General features: G+C 50.5%; 12 protein-coding genes and 2 tRNA genes. 4 read left to right on the forward strand and 10 right to left on the reverse strand.

What is annotated here, in order from left to right:
- Window positions 1-252: 252 nt before the first annotated feature.
- Complete coding sequence (locus CVV30_07240; GenBank protein PKL69355.1) at window positions 253-1,239, reverse strand: 5,10-methylenetetrahydromethanopterin reductase; 987 nt, start codon at window positions 1,237-1,239, stop codon at window positions 253-255.
- A 431-nt stretch (window positions 1,240-1,670) separates the two neighbouring features.
- Between CVV30_07240 and CVV30_07245 the strand changes: the two genes are divergently transcribed.
- Window positions 1,671-3,986: a hypothetical protein gene (locus tag CVV30_07245; protein PKL69356.1), complete on the forward strand. Its 2,316-nt coding sequence runs from the start codon at window positions 1,671-1,673 to the stop codon at window positions 3,984-3,986.
- 9 nt (window positions 3,987-3,995) lie between these two features.
- Here the strand turns inward: CVV30_07245 and CVV30_07250 are convergent, their stop codons facing one another.
- Complete coding sequence (locus CVV30_07250) at window positions 3,996-4,946, reverse strand: hypothetical protein (protein ID PKL69357.1); 951 nt, start codon at window positions 4,944-4,946, stop codon at window positions 3,996-3,998.
- A gap of 2 nt (window positions 4,947-4,948) precedes the next feature.
- Complete coding sequence (locus CVV30_07255) at window positions 4,949-5,386, reverse strand: dCTP deaminase (protein ID PKL69358.1); 438 nt, start codon at window positions 5,384-5,386, stop codon at window positions 4,949-4,951.
- Between the two features lie 56 nt (window positions 5,387-5,442).
- Here CVV30_07255 and CVV30_07260 point away from each other — a divergent pair.
- Window positions 5,443-5,514 (forward strand) — tRNA-Arg (locus CVV30_07260).
- Between the two features lie 188 nt (window positions 5,515-5,702).
- On the opposite strand, the gene CVV30_07265 is transcribed toward CVV30_07260, so the two are convergent.
- The 3 genes from CVV30_07265 to CVV30_07275 form a co-directional block, all read right to left on the reverse strand.
- Complete coding sequence (locus CVV30_07265) at window positions 5,703-7,094, reverse strand: hypothetical protein (protein PKL69359.1); 1,392 nt, start codon at window positions 7,092-7,094, stop codon at window positions 5,703-5,705.
- Window positions 7,095-7,134: 40 nt separating this feature from the next.
- Complete coding sequence (locus CVV30_07270) at window positions 7,135-8,658, reverse strand: AMP phosphorylase (protein PKL69360.1); 1,524 nt, start codon at window positions 8,656-8,658, stop codon at window positions 7,135-7,137.
- 270 nt (window positions 8,659-8,928) lie between these two features.
- A complete protein-coding gene (locus CVV30_07275) occupies window positions 8,929-11,742 on the reverse strand; it encodes a PGF-CTERM sorting domain-containing protein (GenBank protein PKL69770.1) in 2,814 nt (937 codons plus the stop codon).
- Window positions 11,743-12,541: 799 nt separating this feature from the next.
- On the opposite strand from CVV30_07275, the gene CVV30_07280 reads away from it, so the two are divergent.
- Window positions 12,542-13,267, forward strand: coding sequence for a thymidylate synthase (locus tag CVV30_07280; GenBank protein PKL69361.1), 726 nt, complete (start codon window positions 12,542-12,544; stop codon window positions 13,265-13,267).
- 59 nt (window positions 13,268-13,326) lie between these two features.
- A tRNA-Gln gene (locus CVV30_07285) sits at window positions 13,327-13,399 on the forward strand.
- Between the two features lie 83 nt (window positions 13,400-13,482).
- Here CVV30_07285 and CVV30_07290 read toward each other — a convergent pair.
- From CVV30_07290 to CVV30_07305, 4 genes are all read right to left on the reverse strand, one after another.
- Window positions 13,483-14,199, reverse strand: a complete 717-nt coding sequence (locus tag CVV30_07290; protein ID PKL69362.1) for a hypothetical protein — start codon at window positions 14,197-14,199, stop codon at window positions 13,483-13,485.
- Between the two features lie 7 nt (window positions 14,200-14,206).
- On the reverse strand, window positions 14,207-14,815 hold the full coding sequence (locus CVV30_07295; GenBank protein PKL69363.1) for a fibrillin: 609 nt from the start codon (window positions 14,813-14,815) through the stop codon (window positions 14,207-14,209).
- Window positions 14,812-15,711, reverse strand: coding sequence for an RNA-processing protein (locus CVV30_07300; GenBank protein ID PKL69364.1), 900 nt, complete (start codon window positions 15,709-15,711; stop codon window positions 14,812-14,814). Before CVV30_07300 ends, CVV30_07295 begins: the two co-directional genes overlap by 4 nt.
- 87 nt (window positions 15,712-15,798) lie before the next feature.
- A complete protein-coding gene (locus CVV30_07305) occupies window positions 15,799-17,013 on the reverse strand; it encodes a hypothetical protein (protein ID PKL69365.1) in 1,215 nt (404 codons plus the stop codon).
- Window positions 17,014-17,047 lie beyond the last annotated feature (34 nt).

A 17,047-nucleotide genomic window follows, 5' to 3' on the forward strand; every position in this document is an offset into this window, starting at 1 on the left:
CTGCGCTTGTGCATGTGCCCGCATGGGATACGGACCGGTCCATAGTGTTCCCAGCCAATAAACGAGGTGCGTTATTAGTCTGCGGAATTTGAGAAAGCCACGCCCATTTTATGTTTCGAAATCCCGGTAACAGCCAAACAAGTAAGGTGAAAAGGTCACGGAAGGAAAATAGAAAGAAAAAATGATTGATAATATCTGTCAGAAACGGGTGCTCCTTTTTTAAAAAGCACACTGGCAGGTATTGTTCCGCGCTTATACGACGTATTTGCCGAGGAGGCGGATCGAGTTGGTCATGTCGGGGCCAAGGGGTGAGCCGAAGATGATCTGGGTGACACCGGCCTTGGTGAGGTCTTCGCATTTCTGCTTGACCATGTCAGGGGTTCCTGCAATGGTGAATGCATCGATCTCTTTATCTCCAACGAGTTCTCCAACGGTCTTGAAGTCGAACTTTCCGAGTGCTGCCTTGATCTTCGCAACATTGGCAAGGTCGAGTCCGTGGCGGGTGAGCAGAGGTTCCGGTGAGCCGGCTGCAATAAATGCTGCAACAATCTTTGCTGCATTGCGGGCCTTCTTCTCGCTCTGGTCAATGGACATTGCAGTGTATGCACCGATGTCAAAGTTCTTCTTGCCTACCTTTTCGGTGGCTGCCTTGATGATCGGGATTGCAACGGCGAAATCCTTGGGGTTGGATGCATTGATCAATGCACCGTCACCAATTCTTCCGGCAAGGTCAAGGACCTTGGGGCCCTGTGCACCGATGTACATCGGGATACCCTTCTTTCCGGGCAGGGTGACACCGGTCAGCTTTGCTCCGTCATAGTCAAAGAACTGCATTCCTGACTTCTTGACTTCTTCACCGGCACAGAGCTTGCGGATCTGCACAACAGCTTCCTCGAGGCGTCCGACTGGCTTGTCGGGGCTGATTGCCAGCTTCGGGAGCGTGGAGAGGTCACCGGGACCAATCCCGAGGACTGCGCGTCCATCGGAGATCTCATTCAGCGTGCAGGCAAAGGATGCCATTGCTGCTGGGGTGTCGGTAAATGCGTTCATGATACCCGGTCCCATCTTAAGGGACGAAGTCGCCAGCGCGATGGCAGCGAGAGTGGGGTAGCAGTGGCGGTTGTTGTAGTGGTTTGTGATCCATGCGAAATCGATGTCTTTGGATTCTGCAAGTTTACAATAGTTGACAACTTGCTTTACGTTGACATTTCCTGGTACAAATTCAATTCCATATGTCAAGGTTAGTTCACCTCATGGAGTATTATCGTACACGCGTTTAAATAAATTATGATTTTATGTTGACGTATTTGGAACTCTCCCGGAAAAAAAGCCCATTCTGACGTTTTTTAAATAAAAAACCCTGAATCGTGAGTCCGATCGGAGGTGAACGCAGGAAGATCCAGTCATTCGATTGGCAGAAGTATGTTTTTTATAAAAACAGTTTGTTCAAAAAACAGGTTTCATGAAAAACAACCGGTTCCTGCATTTCTGTCCTTTGGAAAATATAAAAAAAATTATGACCCTTCAATACCAGATATAGGAAAACAGGGAGATTCCTGTTCATGGAGCAACAAACCTTTTTTTTTATCAGATGGTATTATCCTATAAGATATTGAACTTCGAACAATCTATTGTACATATCGTATAACCGGGCTTAACAAGGGACGTGCATGAGAATACTGGCAATCGGACTTGGGGGTGCAGGCTGCAGGATCGTCAACAGCCTGTATTCCATCGACCGTCGCAGCAGCAACGTGGCTTGTGTCAATGCGTTTGCTTTAGATGTCGATGACGTTACCTTAGCGCAGCTCAAAGGCCTGCCGGAAAGTGCAAAGATATACTTCCCTGCACTGGATCCCGGATTTGCGGATGCTGCTGGAGAGACTCCCCGGACTGCAACGATCGATATCGGTGAAGTTGTCTCAAGGATCCAGAACCTGGAATATGCAGAGACCGATGCAATCTTCATCTGTTGCGGGCTTGGCGGAAGCATGGTGGACGTGGCACCCCATATCATTACAGCTCTTCGGAACACGGTCGCAGAACCCATATTCGGTCTCGTCACGCTTCCCTGTCTTGCCGAAGGTGAGCGTAAATCCGGAAAGGCTGCGGATGATATCGATATGCTTTCACCCCTGCTCGATGGCATTATTCTCTTTGATAACGAGACATGGTATAAAAAAACCAGGTCACGTAAATCCACCCTGGCAAAAAGAGAGAAGAGTTTTGCAGAAAAGATGGGCTTTGTAAAAGAGCAACCTGCACTCTCTCCAAAACTTGCAACCTATCTCCTGTTAAACGATGCAATTGTCAAGAGGATCAGTCTTATCCTGCGGGCAGGGGAGTTCAAGGCTGACGGGGGACTTGAACTCGCAGAAGTGGTTCTGGATTCCGGAGAGATTCTCAATACAATGAAAGGGATGGGCTTCATCACCATCGGTTATGCTGTGGAACACCTTCCCCACGAGCCACTGGGTTTCCTGTCATGGCTGCGACCAGCAGGTGTATCCGCCGATGACCATAATAAAAAGGCATCTCGTATCGTTGAACTCGCAAAGCAGGCAATATATCACGAGATTTCAACACCGTGTGACATGACCAGCGCCCACAAGGCACTCGTTCTGGTTGCCGGGCCATCGCATGAACTCTCCATGAAAGGGTTCATGACCGTACGCAAATGGATCGATCGCAGTATTGCCGGGCTCGAGACCCGTTCCGGGGATTATCCCGTGGTAAACACCCACAATGTTGCGATCATTGTCATGCTCTCCGGCCTGGAGAATATTCCCCGTATCGATGAGATCCGGGGGATCCGTGCTCAGGGAAGAACCGGGTACCAGAGACCTCCTGATACAGAAACCGAATCCATTTCTTTGGATTCTATCACCTTGCCAAAGAGTCCGGGTAGAACCGCGGACACCGGCGCAATATCTCCAAAACAGAGAGAGAGGCAATCCCGTGACGAGATGGTCGTTCTTTCTGCAAGAGACAGCCCGGACCGGGATATCAGTTCGCGTTCTCCTTCCGCTCGTCCGCACATTCAAGAGAGTATTTCGGAAGGAACAGACCGAACCTCAAAAAAGGGGTTGCCGGATACAGATTATCTGCCACCAGCCGATACCAGATCCCCGACTGCAGCTCTCCATGAAAAAACCCGACAACCGCAGGATCTAAGGGATTCCACACCACAACGCCGGGTTGTTGTCACGGAAGAACACGAAGCGCACCCTGACCGCTCATCCACCTTTAACCCTCCCCAGCCACACAAAGTATCACACCACGATGCCCCGGCACCAGCCAGACAGCAGGAACCTGCCAGAGAAACGGGTGTGCACATCAATGAAAACCAGATACGGGCAAAAGACACTGAGCGCCAGAGGATTGAAAAAGACTTGCAGAGGCAGAGGATGATTGCCATATCCGGCCGGACCCTCAAGATAAATACCGATATTCCGAAAAAACCGGTGGCTTCACCAAGCCGGACGGTCATTCACCACGATTCGCCCGACCATGAACCCCATATTCGTGTGCAGGAGCGCGACAGACCAGTTCTCCCTGTAGAAAAACTCCCGGAACAAAAAACGGTCATTATTGGCAGGCGAAAAACTGCACCAATAATGGATCGCCCAATCTATGCGGAAGATCCAACTGACACAGAAACTGTGGTTCATGAGGATTTTTCCGTTTCATCAGAACCCGATACCTATACACCCAAAGCAGCCACTGACGGGAAAAATGTCAGCGTGAAAGAGCCGAGTTACCGGGCAAAAGATGATATTTTTGGGGGAAAGAGTGTTGCACGCTCATCGGTTCCAACAGCTCGGGACTCCGGGCTGGTCCATACGCAGCTCACCCCGAAAAATATCGCTGCGAATCCAGCGGAGGAGGAGAGAGAATCGCAGGATGATTCCAACACCGGACAGTCCCAGACTCCGGAGAAAAAACGGAAAATTACCACAAAAAAAGATGATATTTCATGGATCTGATTGAAGGGATCAGTTCGTCTCCATCACTTTTGAATAGGGGATATTCCCGGCCCCGATCTCTGTTTTAATCTCAATACCGTGTTCAACAGTATTCCCTATATAATTCAGCCCGCTGAAGGCAACAATTGAGAGCCGGTAGGGATTGCTGGGTAAATTGAAAACCTGCGTTCCCAAAGTGACGGGAAAGATGAATCCACATTTGTTCATCTGTTGAATGGTCTCTTCAACCTGCGATTTCGCGGCGCAGGGCACTTCACGGACGTTTGCGAGGGCAATGCCGGTTTTTGTTCGGGCAAAACTGGAAATCGTGGTGAGCCCGGAGGAGATAAAAAGTTCCAGAGGATCGATGGTAGTTCCCCGGTAACCGATCAGATCCCTGAAGCGTTTGGGTGTACCCTGTTCGATCTCCAGCCTTCCGCCAAATGCCATCTTAACCGGGATTCCCTTTCTCTGGAATACTCCATCCATGGAAATACTGCAAAGGGTCATCAGACCTACCGATCCGGGAGGGATCCGGGGATCACGATCAATAATCCGGTAAGAGTTAAAAAATCCACAGCCGGATTTTGCCACTTCATCAAAGGCAATGGTAACCTTTTCCAGAGCCTCGGCAGGCACAATAGAGAGATTATACGCAACGTCCCCGGTGCCGGTCTCCGGATCGAACGTGCTCCGGAACGCGAGCCGCTCGAGTTTTGATATGATAAATCCAATCCGGTCGTCAACAAGGGCATTGTCGGTCTCATCCCGGCCAAGAGTGGTCAATACCCTTCCCAGGTTCCCGACCTTCTCGGTAAACCCCATTGTATCAAGATAACTGAGATAGTACTGAACCGCACGGTCACTCAGGACAAAACCCCGCTCCGCCATCAGTTCTGAAAGTCGTTTTGCCCCCACCGGCTCACTGTGCTCTTTTAGGATTCTTAGTATTTCGATATATTTTCTTTCGGTACGAATCATGATCACTTCGCCTCCACAACACCCTTACTATCCTGGTAACGCCCCGAATATAATCGGGTTCCTTCCCTTACCTCATGAAGAACCATCTGTACAATCCGGTCATCCTTCTGTATAGGTATTGTATCTGCACCCATATTGGTCAGGCAAAGCGTCAGTTGCCCCCGAAAACCCGGATCCACAAAGCCTGCACCCAGTAATACACCACGTCTCCCCATCGAGGATCTGCACCGCAATGTTCCGGCAATATCCATAGGGAGTTCAACCCATTCCAGTGTCGGGACAAGCGTGCATACGCCTCGTTCCAGCACGATATTGCCGGCAGCGCGGAGATCATAAGATGCAGGTTGCTGGCATTCAGCCCCATACGGGGTGATAACAAGTTTCCCTGCTGCGCTGTCGAGGTCGAGACGGCGCTCAATTTCAGGTGCAGACAAAATCATCCAGTAGTTTATCGGTAGAAAATACTTAATATCTTTTGATTTAAAGAAGATGAGAAGGATCCATGGGGTAGAGGATATCCTCTTGGGCTTCGAACCCAAGGACGCGGGTTCGATTCCCGCTGGGTCCGTTTTTTCTTGAAATTATTTTAAAAAAAACAAATTTTGATGCAATTTTTCCATAACCATCAACGATTCTGGGAGTAAAGTGTTGCAATGGTGCCGGAGTATCAGGTGTACCAACGCTTTTACTGATTGTGCAAATCACTCCGATCGAGTACTTTTTTAATAATCGGTAAAAACAGTCCGAAAAAAGGTATTATATGTCGTTCCTTCGCGTAGTGTGGCGTCGCTTATGGTGACCGAGCATCCGGATTACTGCAAACAGCACAAGAACCCCCACAATCCCTGCTGCAATAATGGTGATCAGGCCCCAGTCAAGATTCTTTTCCAGGGTGATAGTCTCCGTTGCGGTTGTATTGCCCTGAACGACTTGTTTCTGGATTGATACGGGCTGGTAACCCTCCTTTGAAGCGGTGATATTGTAGAACGAATTAAATTTGAGTCTGGTATTGTACTGCCCGTGAACATCGGTCACACCGAGTACATTCCCGTTGATAGAGATACTGGCATCCGGAATAATCTTCTTGTCGTTATCCTGGACAAGAAGCGTGAAATCGGCGTTCTCCAATGCCATCTGGAAGGTATAGTCATCATTGGTGTTTGATACCTGAATAGGACGACTTACGGTTACATATCCGGTCTTTCGGATCTCAACTGGATAGGTTCCCAGGACAAGGCTGGGTACTGTACTGCGCCCGTACTGGTTGGTTGACCCTGCCAGATTACCATTGATGTATACATCCGCACCATTGATCGCGGCATTGTTTTCATCAAAAACATAGATAAACGCACCAATGGGGGCTTTGGCGATTTCTACAGAATAGAATGCATCGCCTTCACTGATGATTCTTGATTCCAGGTACGTCTGGTATCCCAGTTTCCTGATCTCAATGGAATAGGCTTTTCCGCGGGTAACCGGTATGACCAGTCTTCCTTTGGCATCGGTCTTTCCCACAGACACTGAATCGATACTCACTTCTGCATCGGGAATGGGTGCCTTTCCATCTTTATCCTTGATCTCAATTGCAAAGCGGTCTCCGGAGAGCAACCAGTACTGGATCTCCTGATTTTCCGCAACCATATCCACGGTCCCGCTGCGAGGCTGGTAGTTTGGTGCAATAACATCCACTGAATACAGGGTTACGGCGTTCACTCCAAATGTTGCAGAGCCGGAGAGATCAGTCTGCTTTCCCAACGTCACATTTTCTGCGGAAATATTCACGTTGGCTCCTGAAACCGGCACAAGAGTATCCGAGTCATAAAGACTCACTTTAAGCGTCAGGGTTTTCCTGCTCAGGTTGACCAGAAGGGAGGTTTCATTTCTGCTCACCGTGTTAACCCAGTCATCATAACCGGTCATGGAAACCCGGATATTCAGATCATTCGCTCCGGAATGACTGATATACACCTGACCAAGAGTATTTGCCCGGGCATAGTTGCCACCGTTGAGGAATACCGTAGCGTGAGGAATCGTGGAATTATCAATACTGTCCTGCACAGATATCTGCAGGTTCGTTGCCTGTACTGAGCTGCAGAGAAGGATCAAACACAGCAGAGCAAAAAGGAAACGATGCCTATGACTATTCATGATAAATTATCGCCACCTGCTCATATATCAGCCAATCGGTCTAAATCTCTGAAATTGAGGGCACACGGTCTAAAAGCATACCTTCAACCAGCACCGGCATGAGCCGCCGCCCTTCCTCAATGGCGTTCTGTAGCCGCCAGTTCCGTTCAGCAAACAGAGTAAAGAGCGGTTCTCCGGCTTTGACGAGCTTGCCCTTTTTGGCATGCAGGAGAATACCGGCGCCACGGTCCTGGGGGGCTCCCGCAGTGCGGGCAAGGGTTACAAGGGAACGGTTGTTCATCTCGATTACGTACCCTGATACGGGAGCTTTTATCACAAACTGGTGTTCTCCAGGGATAATATCTTCGGATTTCACCAGGGGATCACCGCCCTGTATCTCAATAATCTGCCGGAATTTTTCGAGCGCTTTTCCATTTGCAAGGATTTCCTGTGCCATTGCTGCTCCGGTACCCCGTGCAGCCTTTCCTGACATTTCAAATGCGATTCCCGCAAGTGAGATACTCTTCTGGATAAAGGAGTTGGGTTCCGTTGCTCCCTCAAGTACCCGGAGGGCTTCTTTGACCTCAAGTTTTGGCCCGATACTGTGCCCTACAGGAATATCCCCATAGGTCAGCGCACATTCAACCTTCATGTTAAGCCGTTCGCCCAGTTCAATAAACTCCCGGGCAAGTTTTCTTCCTTCAGCCATGTTCGCAACTTTGGTATGCTGACCTACGGGGATATCAATAACCACGATATTTGCACCAACGGCATACTTTTTTGCCATGACACTGGCAAGCATCTGACCCCGGGCATCAATCTTGAAAGGGTATTCCTGGATGATGATGCGATCATCGGCAGGTGCGATATTCGTCGCCCCGCCCCAAACAATTGCACCGCCCACTTTTTCGGTCATCTGCTGGACTTCGCTTGCAGAGAACTCAACGAAAGCGAGGACTTCCATGAGATCCGCTGTGCCACCGGCACCCGTGATTGCCCGCGAACTGGTCTTTGGGATTTTCAGGCCGCTTGCAGCGATGATGGGGACTACGAGTAGGGAGATCTTGTTACCCGGCACGCCACCAATGGAATGTTTATCAACAATCGGGCGTGATGCGAACTTGATCTGTTCCCCGGTCTCAACCATCGCACGGGTGAGATGTTCGACTTCATCCATATCGAGCGGGTTGATGTAGGACGCGGTGATGAATGCCGTCAGTTCGGCAGCGGATAAATCGTCGCTGACTACATCCTTGATGATGGTCAGCGTCTCTTCTTTGGTGAGCCGGACACCATCCATCTTCTTTTTTATAAAGTCAAGGGATGCGGGTCTTCGTGCTTCCCGGATCTCTATTTCATCACCATCTTCGAGATGCAAACGCTCATTGGTAATGCGGTATATCCCAACAGTTCCCTGTTGTGCAATCGTTGAGGTTGTCTGCACTAATGCCGCAGATGAAATGCTGTTTTTTGAATTTATTACCTGGACACGATCTCCGTCAAGCACACCGATGCTGCGGGCATCAGCCCTGTTGAGAAGTATGCCTCGCGTTGCAATATCCAAGATTTTTGCACTGAATTTCACTGCCAGTTCCTCCGCATGTAATGAGGCCTCCTTCCGGAAGCATTACAGTTACATCTACGTTAACCGCTCTGGCATTAAAAGGTGCCACGCCGGACCTGGTGAATACGCAAAAACCCGGATAAAATCGTTGTAATAAAACAAACGTTCAGCATGAACGAATCTTGCATGAAATATATCAAAACATTTTCATCGGATATGCAGGAAAGCCAATCCGGCTTAACTCTGAATTTTTGAAAACTGCAAATAAAAAAAAGATTTTTAGATGTTAGTTCAGTGCCTGCGGACAACGATGAACGCAACTGCGCCGAGACCAATCAATGCAATGAGTGCACCGTACCCGGGCGACTTGGTGGTCGGGATCGGGGTCGGGACTGCGGTTGCTACAGTGGTCGGGACTGCGGTTGGTACTGCGGTTGTCATAACAGGTGCTGTAGTTGTAACAACAGGTGCTGCGCCTTCAAGAACATTGAAGAGTGCAGTTCCGGTTGCGGTCTGAAGGATTGCATCTGCAGTAACAATGTACTCGTCCGGTTTGAATGTTGATGAATCAACATCGAACGAGATCTTGTTCATGCCGCTGTCTCCCTTAGCTACCTTGACAGTGCCGGTTGCACCGCTGAACTCGCCGCTCTGGCTCTTCTGAGTCGGCTTGAATGATGATGAGTAGACCTGGACGAGGATTTCGTCATCTACCGCGAGGTTGGTTGCTGCAGTGATGGTGAACTTGTCACCAACGTGCTTGTCGCCAACGGGGTCGATACGAATGACGGGTACCTCGACGAGGAACTGGAGCTTGGTGTAGGTATCATCGACGTTGGGGTCGTTGATTCCCTGGACAAGTGCTTCAGCTGCGTCTGAACCCTGGAGGCTTCCTGCTCCGAGGAGGGTGAAGACGTTTGTACCGGTGGTGAGACCTACTCCGTTCAGCTGCATGTTCCTGACGTAGGTTTTACCTGAAGCTGTATCTTCTACGGGCTTAACATCGAACACATTGTTCTGCATTGGGTGCTGAACAACGACGAAGTACTGGCCGGGGTAGAGTGTCTTGGTTGCTGCCTGGGTGACCTCGTAACTGAACGTGGCGTCAGCGTTTACAGATTCATCCTGGACCTGTCCGGGGGTGGTCGGGTAGTTCTTACCAAGGATCCAGATCTTGACACCAGAGGGGTTACCCTCTGCGGTACCGGTGATGAATACTTTGTCACCCTGAGCGACAGTGGACTGCGATGCAGTTGCTGAAACGAACGGCTTCTTGATGATGATAGAGACCGTTCCGAATGCTGCTTCTGCAAGAGCTGCCGAGTCATACTGCTTGGGCTGGCTTACTGCGTAGATGGTGTACGTGCCTGCATCAAGTGCAACGGCTGATGTTCCCCACTTCCATGACCAGGTGTTGTCACCGTTGACATCAACGATCTTGAATGTATTCAGATCATTGGTTGCAACTGGAACAGTACGGGGGTTGGATGAGTCGATCTTTGAACCGGATGGCTTCAGGTTCGGACCCATGATGAACAGGTAGGTCTTGTAGGACTCGGTGTTGGTACCGGAGAACTTGATCTCCTCTCCGAGGTAGTAGCTCTGGTCGCCGGCTGCCACGATAGTGACTGCGCCCTTCTCGACCTTTACATCGACCTCATCGCTCTTGTACTGTGTACCGAATAAGTTTTCTACACGGATGGTGTATTTCTGTGCCTTGGTCCAGTTGTTGGTTGTGAACTCAATGGTTCTGGTACCAGAGGTTGACAGGGTAACGTTACCATATACATAGGTACCGTTTCCGAGCAGAGCCTTGTTGGCGTCATTTGAACCAGATGCTACATCTTGCCAGATCACTTGGTTATTACCATTTTCGTAGAGGTAGGCACCTACATCCTGAGTACCAAGATAGTAAACGGGTGTAGCGGCGTTAGTGTATTTATCCTGGGTGACACCAAGCTGGTTTGCCTTCACCATCGGGGGCTGGCTATCATATGCACCAGACATTGTGCTGGTACCCTTGACCCAGAAGTGATAGATGGTGTTGGGCTTACCTGTGACAGTAACCGAGAAAGGTTTGCTGCGAACGACTGAGTCCTTGTTGGCTTCGATCTTGATTGTGTCAGAAACCAATGTAACAGTAACTACCTGAGAGACCGTCTTTCCGGTATAATCTGCTCCCGCATTCTTGTAGTTATCATTCATTGCGTTGAGCTTGGACGTTGCGGAAATACTGTAGGTTCCCGGCGGGTATGCATACTGACCATTAACATCAGTAGCATCGGTTGACCAGTTAGAGGGAACGCCACCAATTGCTTGGTATGCCCCACCCCAGGTATATGGCTGGGTAGATACGTTAAGCTTAACAATCGTGTTGGCTAACTTGGATTGGTTCAACAGTGCTGTTAAGGTGGAACCGGATGCGTCCTTAAAGTTGATATCAATGTAACCTTCGAGAGCGTTGTTGTACTGGACCCATGGGAAGTCAGTGGCCGCACCCGTTGGGATTCCATTTGCCCAAGCGGACTGATTTGCGGACCAGCGGTTATTGGCCAGTGCAACGTACTGGTTGGTGTTAATCTTGAAACCAAGGTAGTCTCCCTGGGGGATTGACTTGCCAGTTACATCGAAATTGTTGTTCGTTACACCATTGGTAAAGTCCCAAACCTGAATATCAATGCTTGGATCTGCAGCCACGAATGCAGCCGGTGTGTTTGCGTAACCGGTGGACGTGTTGATAAGATACCAGTTACCGGCATATGCACCAAAGTCTGATGGTTCAACAGTAAACGAGCCACTGCGTCCAACTAATGAAAGTGACTTTGTGGGTGAAGTGGTAGTAAGCTGTGCTGCTGATGCCCACCAGCCAATTTGTGCTGCTGCTCCATCTGCTGCAGGTGCTAATACCGAGGTATTAGTAGGGGTATAATATACTCCGTTGTTCACTACTGCGGACAGGTTCAAGCCCTGTTCTCCAATAAAGACCGTTGCGCCCTGTGTAATGTTCGTTCTGGTTGCGTAGGGAGCTGCCGATACCGGCATCACTACTGCGAGAATGAACAACAGAGCAACTGCAACGAGTGCAATGCTTAATCGCTTAGTCATATGTTTAGTTCCTCCAAAGTTTACATCATACATTTCAAGCCGCGAACCGTTTCGACAGATGCCGAATAACAGTTCTGCGAGCCCCATACTCCGTTTAGACGGAATATGGAACAGTATTTGTTAAAGAGCTAATATATCCTTTGTGGTCATTTTTTTAGGGGATTTAACAACCTAAATGAGCCCCATTTTTGATTTAAAAGAAATAAATAGGGTTTTCATTGCCCCATACTTCTCCGGTTCCCTTCATGGTTTTTTGCACACGGCATTGTGAATTGGTTATATGTCGCGCACGGTGATATTTCACTAAAATCACTGTATACTGTACACAATTGTATAGAATTGTACATTCATCCTTTCCATTGAGATTCTTTTGCAAGAACAATCCAATCAACAGGACTTTTCTAACTGTATGATATACGATTCTCCCTGTAAAAATGATGCCCCGGCCCCCGCCCATACACCTTCAGGAGAAGCATGACATCTACTCCGCTCAAAGGATTCCCATTCTATACCCAATCTGAATGCTACATCTGCAATCACCCCTCATCAAAGCCAGAAGTGCAAAATCCCAGACTCTGGACATAGGTATGAACATTTTACCCTTCGCGATTTCCAAATGAAGAGGGAGAATATGAACCCACTTTAAGTAATTAGAGCTGCCTGATAGCATACTGTACAATAATACAATGTACCATCCTTTTCATTTCTTACATACTAAGAATGGCAATCCACATCATTACCCTCAGTGTCCGGCACACATTTCAACACATATACAATATACCAAAACCCACATTTCTTCATGAGAGTTATCCGGGCTCCAAGCATCGGGGGGGCACACGAACAGGTCATTAAAATGATCTTAGAGAAAGGCTGGACCCTCCGGACAGAAGATGCCGAAGCAACAGTCGAGTTCGAAGAAGTTACCCTGCAGGTGGACACCCCGCTTGCCGAACCCATGACAAGCCCGCACTCCCGGTTCCAGCAGAGATTCGTTGAACAGTATGCCCGGGACCTGATTCACGGATCAAACGCAAACTTCGAGTACGATTACCATGGGCGCCTCTTCGACTGGGGCGAACGCCTTGTCACTGATGGGCAGCCAGTGCATGTGGACCAGATTGCCTATATTGTGGACAAACTCCGGTCCCAGCCGGAAACCCGAAGGGCAGTCGCAATTACCTGGAACCCGGTTATTGATGAGAAACTCGATGACTGTCCCTGCCTCCAGCTCGTCCAGTGCGTGGTGCGGGACAACAAACTCCACATGCGGGTGGTCTTCCGCTCCAATGATATGCTCACCGCTGCCGGTGCCAATATGTATGCCCTTGTCCAGCTCCAGAAACATATCGCCGATCAGCTCGGTATTACCTGCGGAACATACACCCACATCTCGCTCGTTCCTCACATCTATTATATCCGGGATATGCATGATATCGAACCGTTCTGCGGCAAAGGCGAGTTCATCCACCCGGTCAAAGAAGTCTGCCGCGCCTGCAAAGGATGTAAGCGGGCGGAGAGCATATAACCGGCACAAATAATCCGTCACTTTAATTAAGCTACAGCGGCAAAAAGTATGAGGCATATAGCCCGGTAGTGTAGCGGTCAATCATGGTGGCCTCTGGAGCCGCCGACAGCAGTTCGAATCTGCTCCGGGCTACTTCTTTTCGCGTTTTTGTTAAAAATGATTGAATCATTTTAATTCTAACTGATTCTGCAACGCCAGCCTGCGTATGTAAAAAATTATGCGATAAGCGCCGGCAGGATACAGCAGATAAAAATTGCACTGAAAGTTCCCGCTCCGCCAATGCTCATTTCAGGAACTTCAAGATCCCTGATACGATTGAGCCGGGCGATATTTCCCCCAAGCAGGGTACCGACAGTCCCGCTCACAAAGGCTACGACCGTAGCCGGAATACCGGCTCCCCCAAACAGGAGCAGGCCCATAAGAAGGGCGGTGAGGGCCGGTATAAGCAGGGGAACACGCAATCCCACACCGGATACCGGTCGCGTTGCGAAATAGGTGATGAGGGCCACAACCAAAATCCCCGCTCCCACCGGCACAATCAATGAGGAGCTGGTAATCGAAAATGCCTGGTATAACAGGTAGAGCGATATGCACACGGGCAGAATCGCACCCCCAAGATTAATTGAGACAACGGTCTCCCAGACCGGATCCGCCTGCCACGGCGAACCGGATCCGAATACTGCCGTGGTATCAGAATTCATCCGGACCATATCGCGTTTGATCCGGTATAACGGGATACTGACATAACTTCCAAAGAGCATCAGCAGGACAACGGCAATGGCCGTAATCCAGGAAAAACCCAGTTTGGTAAATGCAGCTCCGATTACCCCGAGAATGAGCAGGGGAATGAGGACAATAATCAACCCGACAAACAGGAGAATTGCGAGCACCGGGAGGGCCCCGGCAGAAACAAAACGGACACCATCAGCCATGCTGCTCTCACACCCCTGACCGGGTGCAGACAATCGCCGCATGATCCTGGTGGTAGGGTGCAAGCCAGATACTCTCCTGCACTACAAACCCTGCTGAAGTGAGTGCATCCACGGTCTCCTGGAAGACAACATCGGGCTCTTTTCTGACATCAACACTCCGGGTCTTGAGCATCAGGATAATCTGCCCACCGGGACGCAGGAACGCGGAGTTCCGGATTGCAATTGTTGCCTGATCCGGCTGAGCTACATCCTGATACACGAGATCCACCATTTCAACCAAAGGTGCGTACTGCTCCGGGCGGGTTGCATCAGCCATAATCGGCACAATATTTTTGCGGCGGCGGGACACTTCGAGCAAATCCTGCATGGGGCGGGGAGCGAACTCAATAGCATAAACCACATCGGCATAATCCGCCACATGCGAGACGGTAGTCCCGTTTGCAGCACCCAGATAGAGTACCCGGGTTTCCGCTGTTATCTCCACACCAGTTCCCTTATGGTAGAGGGCCGCCAGCTTGCTGCGGAACGGATCCCAAACCCGCGCAGTGCCCAGCATACGTTCACTGTATACACCGCCTTCGCCATGCGAAACCAGCACATCGCCAATCCAGATCATGATTCATTCTCCTTTCCGGTTATTTTTTCGGTCCCTTTTCCGGTACTATTCATAGTCAGATCGATGCGTGCCTGCGCAGATTCGAGGAACTCCGGGTCCGCAACCCCCCGGTAGTGATCGATCCGGGCGGCAATTGCCAGTTTTCCGGCAAGTACGCGGGCAACCTTGCCACGGCAATCCCGGGGCGCATTGTGTACCCTCCGGTGCTGGAAGATGATCCCGTGCTTGGGAGACGGTGTCTTTGTCCGGAGATGGGCAAACAGGGCCGTCCTTGCACCGAGCACCTGAATAGCGCTGGCTGGCATACGGGAAAGATCTGAAAGTCCACCGGCGTGCGCCATAAGCCGGGCGGCAACCAGCCCGCCGATAAGTGCACTGGTATTCGGCATCACGTCATTCGCCCGTCCCGAAACCGCTTTTGCAAGTTCCGTCCGGGTAGCAGAGAGACGCTCAATCTCCCCGGCCACGAAAGAAAGCGCACCACGGGATTTCTCTCGGATGTTCTTCACCACGATGTGCGCAGGCGTCTTTCGATACTTCCGGGTGAAGGTCGGATGCCGGAGCTGGTACCATTCCACTGCCCGTTCGGTAAGCAGGTTGATCACGGTATCCATCTCATCAAGAGTCCTCACCATCTGGAGCAGTTCGGCATCCTTGCCGGAATACTGCTGGCGTATGTCGCGATCGGCAGCAGCAAAACAGACCTCGCGGAGTCTTGCAATATAATCCGCACGGTCACGGCATGCGCCGCACGCGACCGCAGTTTCCCAGGTAAGAGGAATAAAAGGGTCCATACTGGTGCGAATCGTGCGGACACGGTCAGCTTTTGCCTGCGCATCACCGCCAGAGGGTGTACACTGTCCATCCTCGACATCCCCGAACCAGTAGGATCGCATAGTAGAAAGATAAGGGGTGTGAGTCCGTATAAAACCATAGATCAACCTGGCCACCCCAACGTTGAAAGGCATGTACGAATGTCGGGATCAGATACCCGCAATACCAAACGAGTAAAGCATCACCGGGATCATAATCGCACCCATACAGTACATTCTCGGCACATTCACCAGGTGCGGCACAAGGCCAAGCGCTGTTGCAAGGATCAGGACCATAATGCCGAACGGGCCGGTGAGGATGATGCAGAGAATGATAATGAACGCAATAACTGCACGGTTCAGTAACCACGCATCAATCCCATTGAGATGATGCGCATATTTTGAGAGCCACACGGTAATCAGGTATGCAGCAACGGCCGCAAGCACGCCGATCACGGTGAGCTCGCTCATCGAAGGCAGCGGCAGTTCCGAAAGAGCGACCATCACGCCGTTGCGCATCCTCGACAGGGCAAATAGTGCAGCAAGGCCGATGAAAGCATTGGAGGTGTTTGCCGCATTCGTTGCGAGGATATACGCGCGACGATCCTTGTCGTACCCGATCACTGATGCAAGCACCCCGTTTGCCGATGCCGTGGAAAGACCGGGAAGCCAGCCAACTGCAACACCGGCTGCTGTGCCAAGCACCGAGCATTTCACTACAGTCCGGTCGTCCATGCGAATGCCTTTGAACTGCTGGTCGGGCATCTTCCCCTGCGAGGAGGTGAGGAGTACCGAAATACCGAACAATCCGGTAAGCAGCGGCATGAGAATCGCACTGCCTCCCGCAAGAGTGTGCCAGCCGAGAAATGCATAGTGGAGCGAGAACGCACCCAGCAGTCCGGAGACAATGAAGATACCAAACGCCCAGCCCGGCGCCTCGCTGGTGACGATCATATACCCCACCGAAGCAATCAGCAGGATGCCAATCCACCAGTCAAAGTACGGCTGGAGTGCCGGGAGTAACAGGAAACAGAGAATCGATAGCGGCACTGCAATTATCATCGCACAGGCACTGCCCAGTGCAGCGATCCGCACGGCTTCTTCTCCATTGCCTTCAAGGCAGAGAGCATGGGCGGGCAGTACCGCAAGCGATGTATCGGCATCCGGAATACCGAGAAATGTGCTGGGAATCGCATCGACAAATGTGTGGGTGATAAGGGCTGCAAACATCGCACCGGCAAGCGCGACCGGTCCGAGCAGTGACAGGAGCGCAACCTGCATGCTCAAGAGTACACCGGCAAGGGTGTTGGCATGCACCCCGGGGATGATCCCGCTGATGGTGCCGAGAATCACCCCGATAACGACACCCAGCAGGATCTCTATCATTGACTAAAGATAAGGGAGAGCGAACATAAATTCA

The sequence above is a fragment of the Methanomicrobiales archaeon HGW-Methanomicrobiales-1 genome (genome assembly GCA_002839675.1).
In the GTDB taxonomy this organism is placed as follows: Archaea; Halobacteriota; Methanomicrobia; order Methanomicrobiales; family Methanospirillaceae; genus Methanoregula.

Bases quoted from the DNA above. Each gene is read 5' to 3' on its own strand.
- CVV30_07245 (PKL69356.1), top strand. From the start codon at position 1,671: ATGAGAATACTGGCAATCGGACTTGGGGGTGCAGGCTGCAGGATCGTC.
- CVV30_07250 (PKL69357.1), bottom strand. From the start codon at position 4,946: ATGATTCGTACCGAAAGAAAATATATCGAAATACTAAGAATCCTAAAA.
- CVV30_07255 (PKL69358.1), bottom strand. From the start codon at position 5,386: ATGATTTTGTCTGCACCTGAAATTGAGCGCCGTCTCGACCTCGACAGC.
- CVV30_07265 (PKL69359.1), bottom strand. From the start codon at position 7,094: ATGAATAGTCATAGGCATCGTTTCCTTTTTGCTCTGCTGTGTTTGATC.
- CVV30_07275 (PKL69770.1), bottom strand. From the start codon at position 11,742: ATGACTAAGCGATTAAGCATTGCACTCGTTGCAGTTGCTCTGTTGTTC.
- CVV30_07280 (PKL69361.1), top strand. From the start codon at position 12,542: ATGAGAGTTATCCGGGCTCCAAGCATCGGGGGGGCACACGAACAGGTC.
- CVV30_07290 (PKL69362.1), bottom strand. From the start codon at position 14,199: ATGGCTGATGGTGTCCGTTTTGTTTCTGCCGGGGCCCTCCCGGTGCTC.
- CVV30_07295 (PKL69363.1), bottom strand. From the start codon at position 14,815: ATGATCTGGATTGGCGATGTGCTGGTTTCGCATGGCGAAGGCGGTGTA.
- CVV30_07300 (PKL69364.1), bottom strand. From the start codon at position 15,711: ATGCGATCCTACTGGTTCGGGGATGTCGAGGATGGACAGTGTACACCC.
- CVV30_07305 (PKL69365.1), bottom strand. From the start codon at position 17,013: ATGATAGAGATCCTGCTGGGTGTCGTTATCGGGGTGATTCTCGGCACC.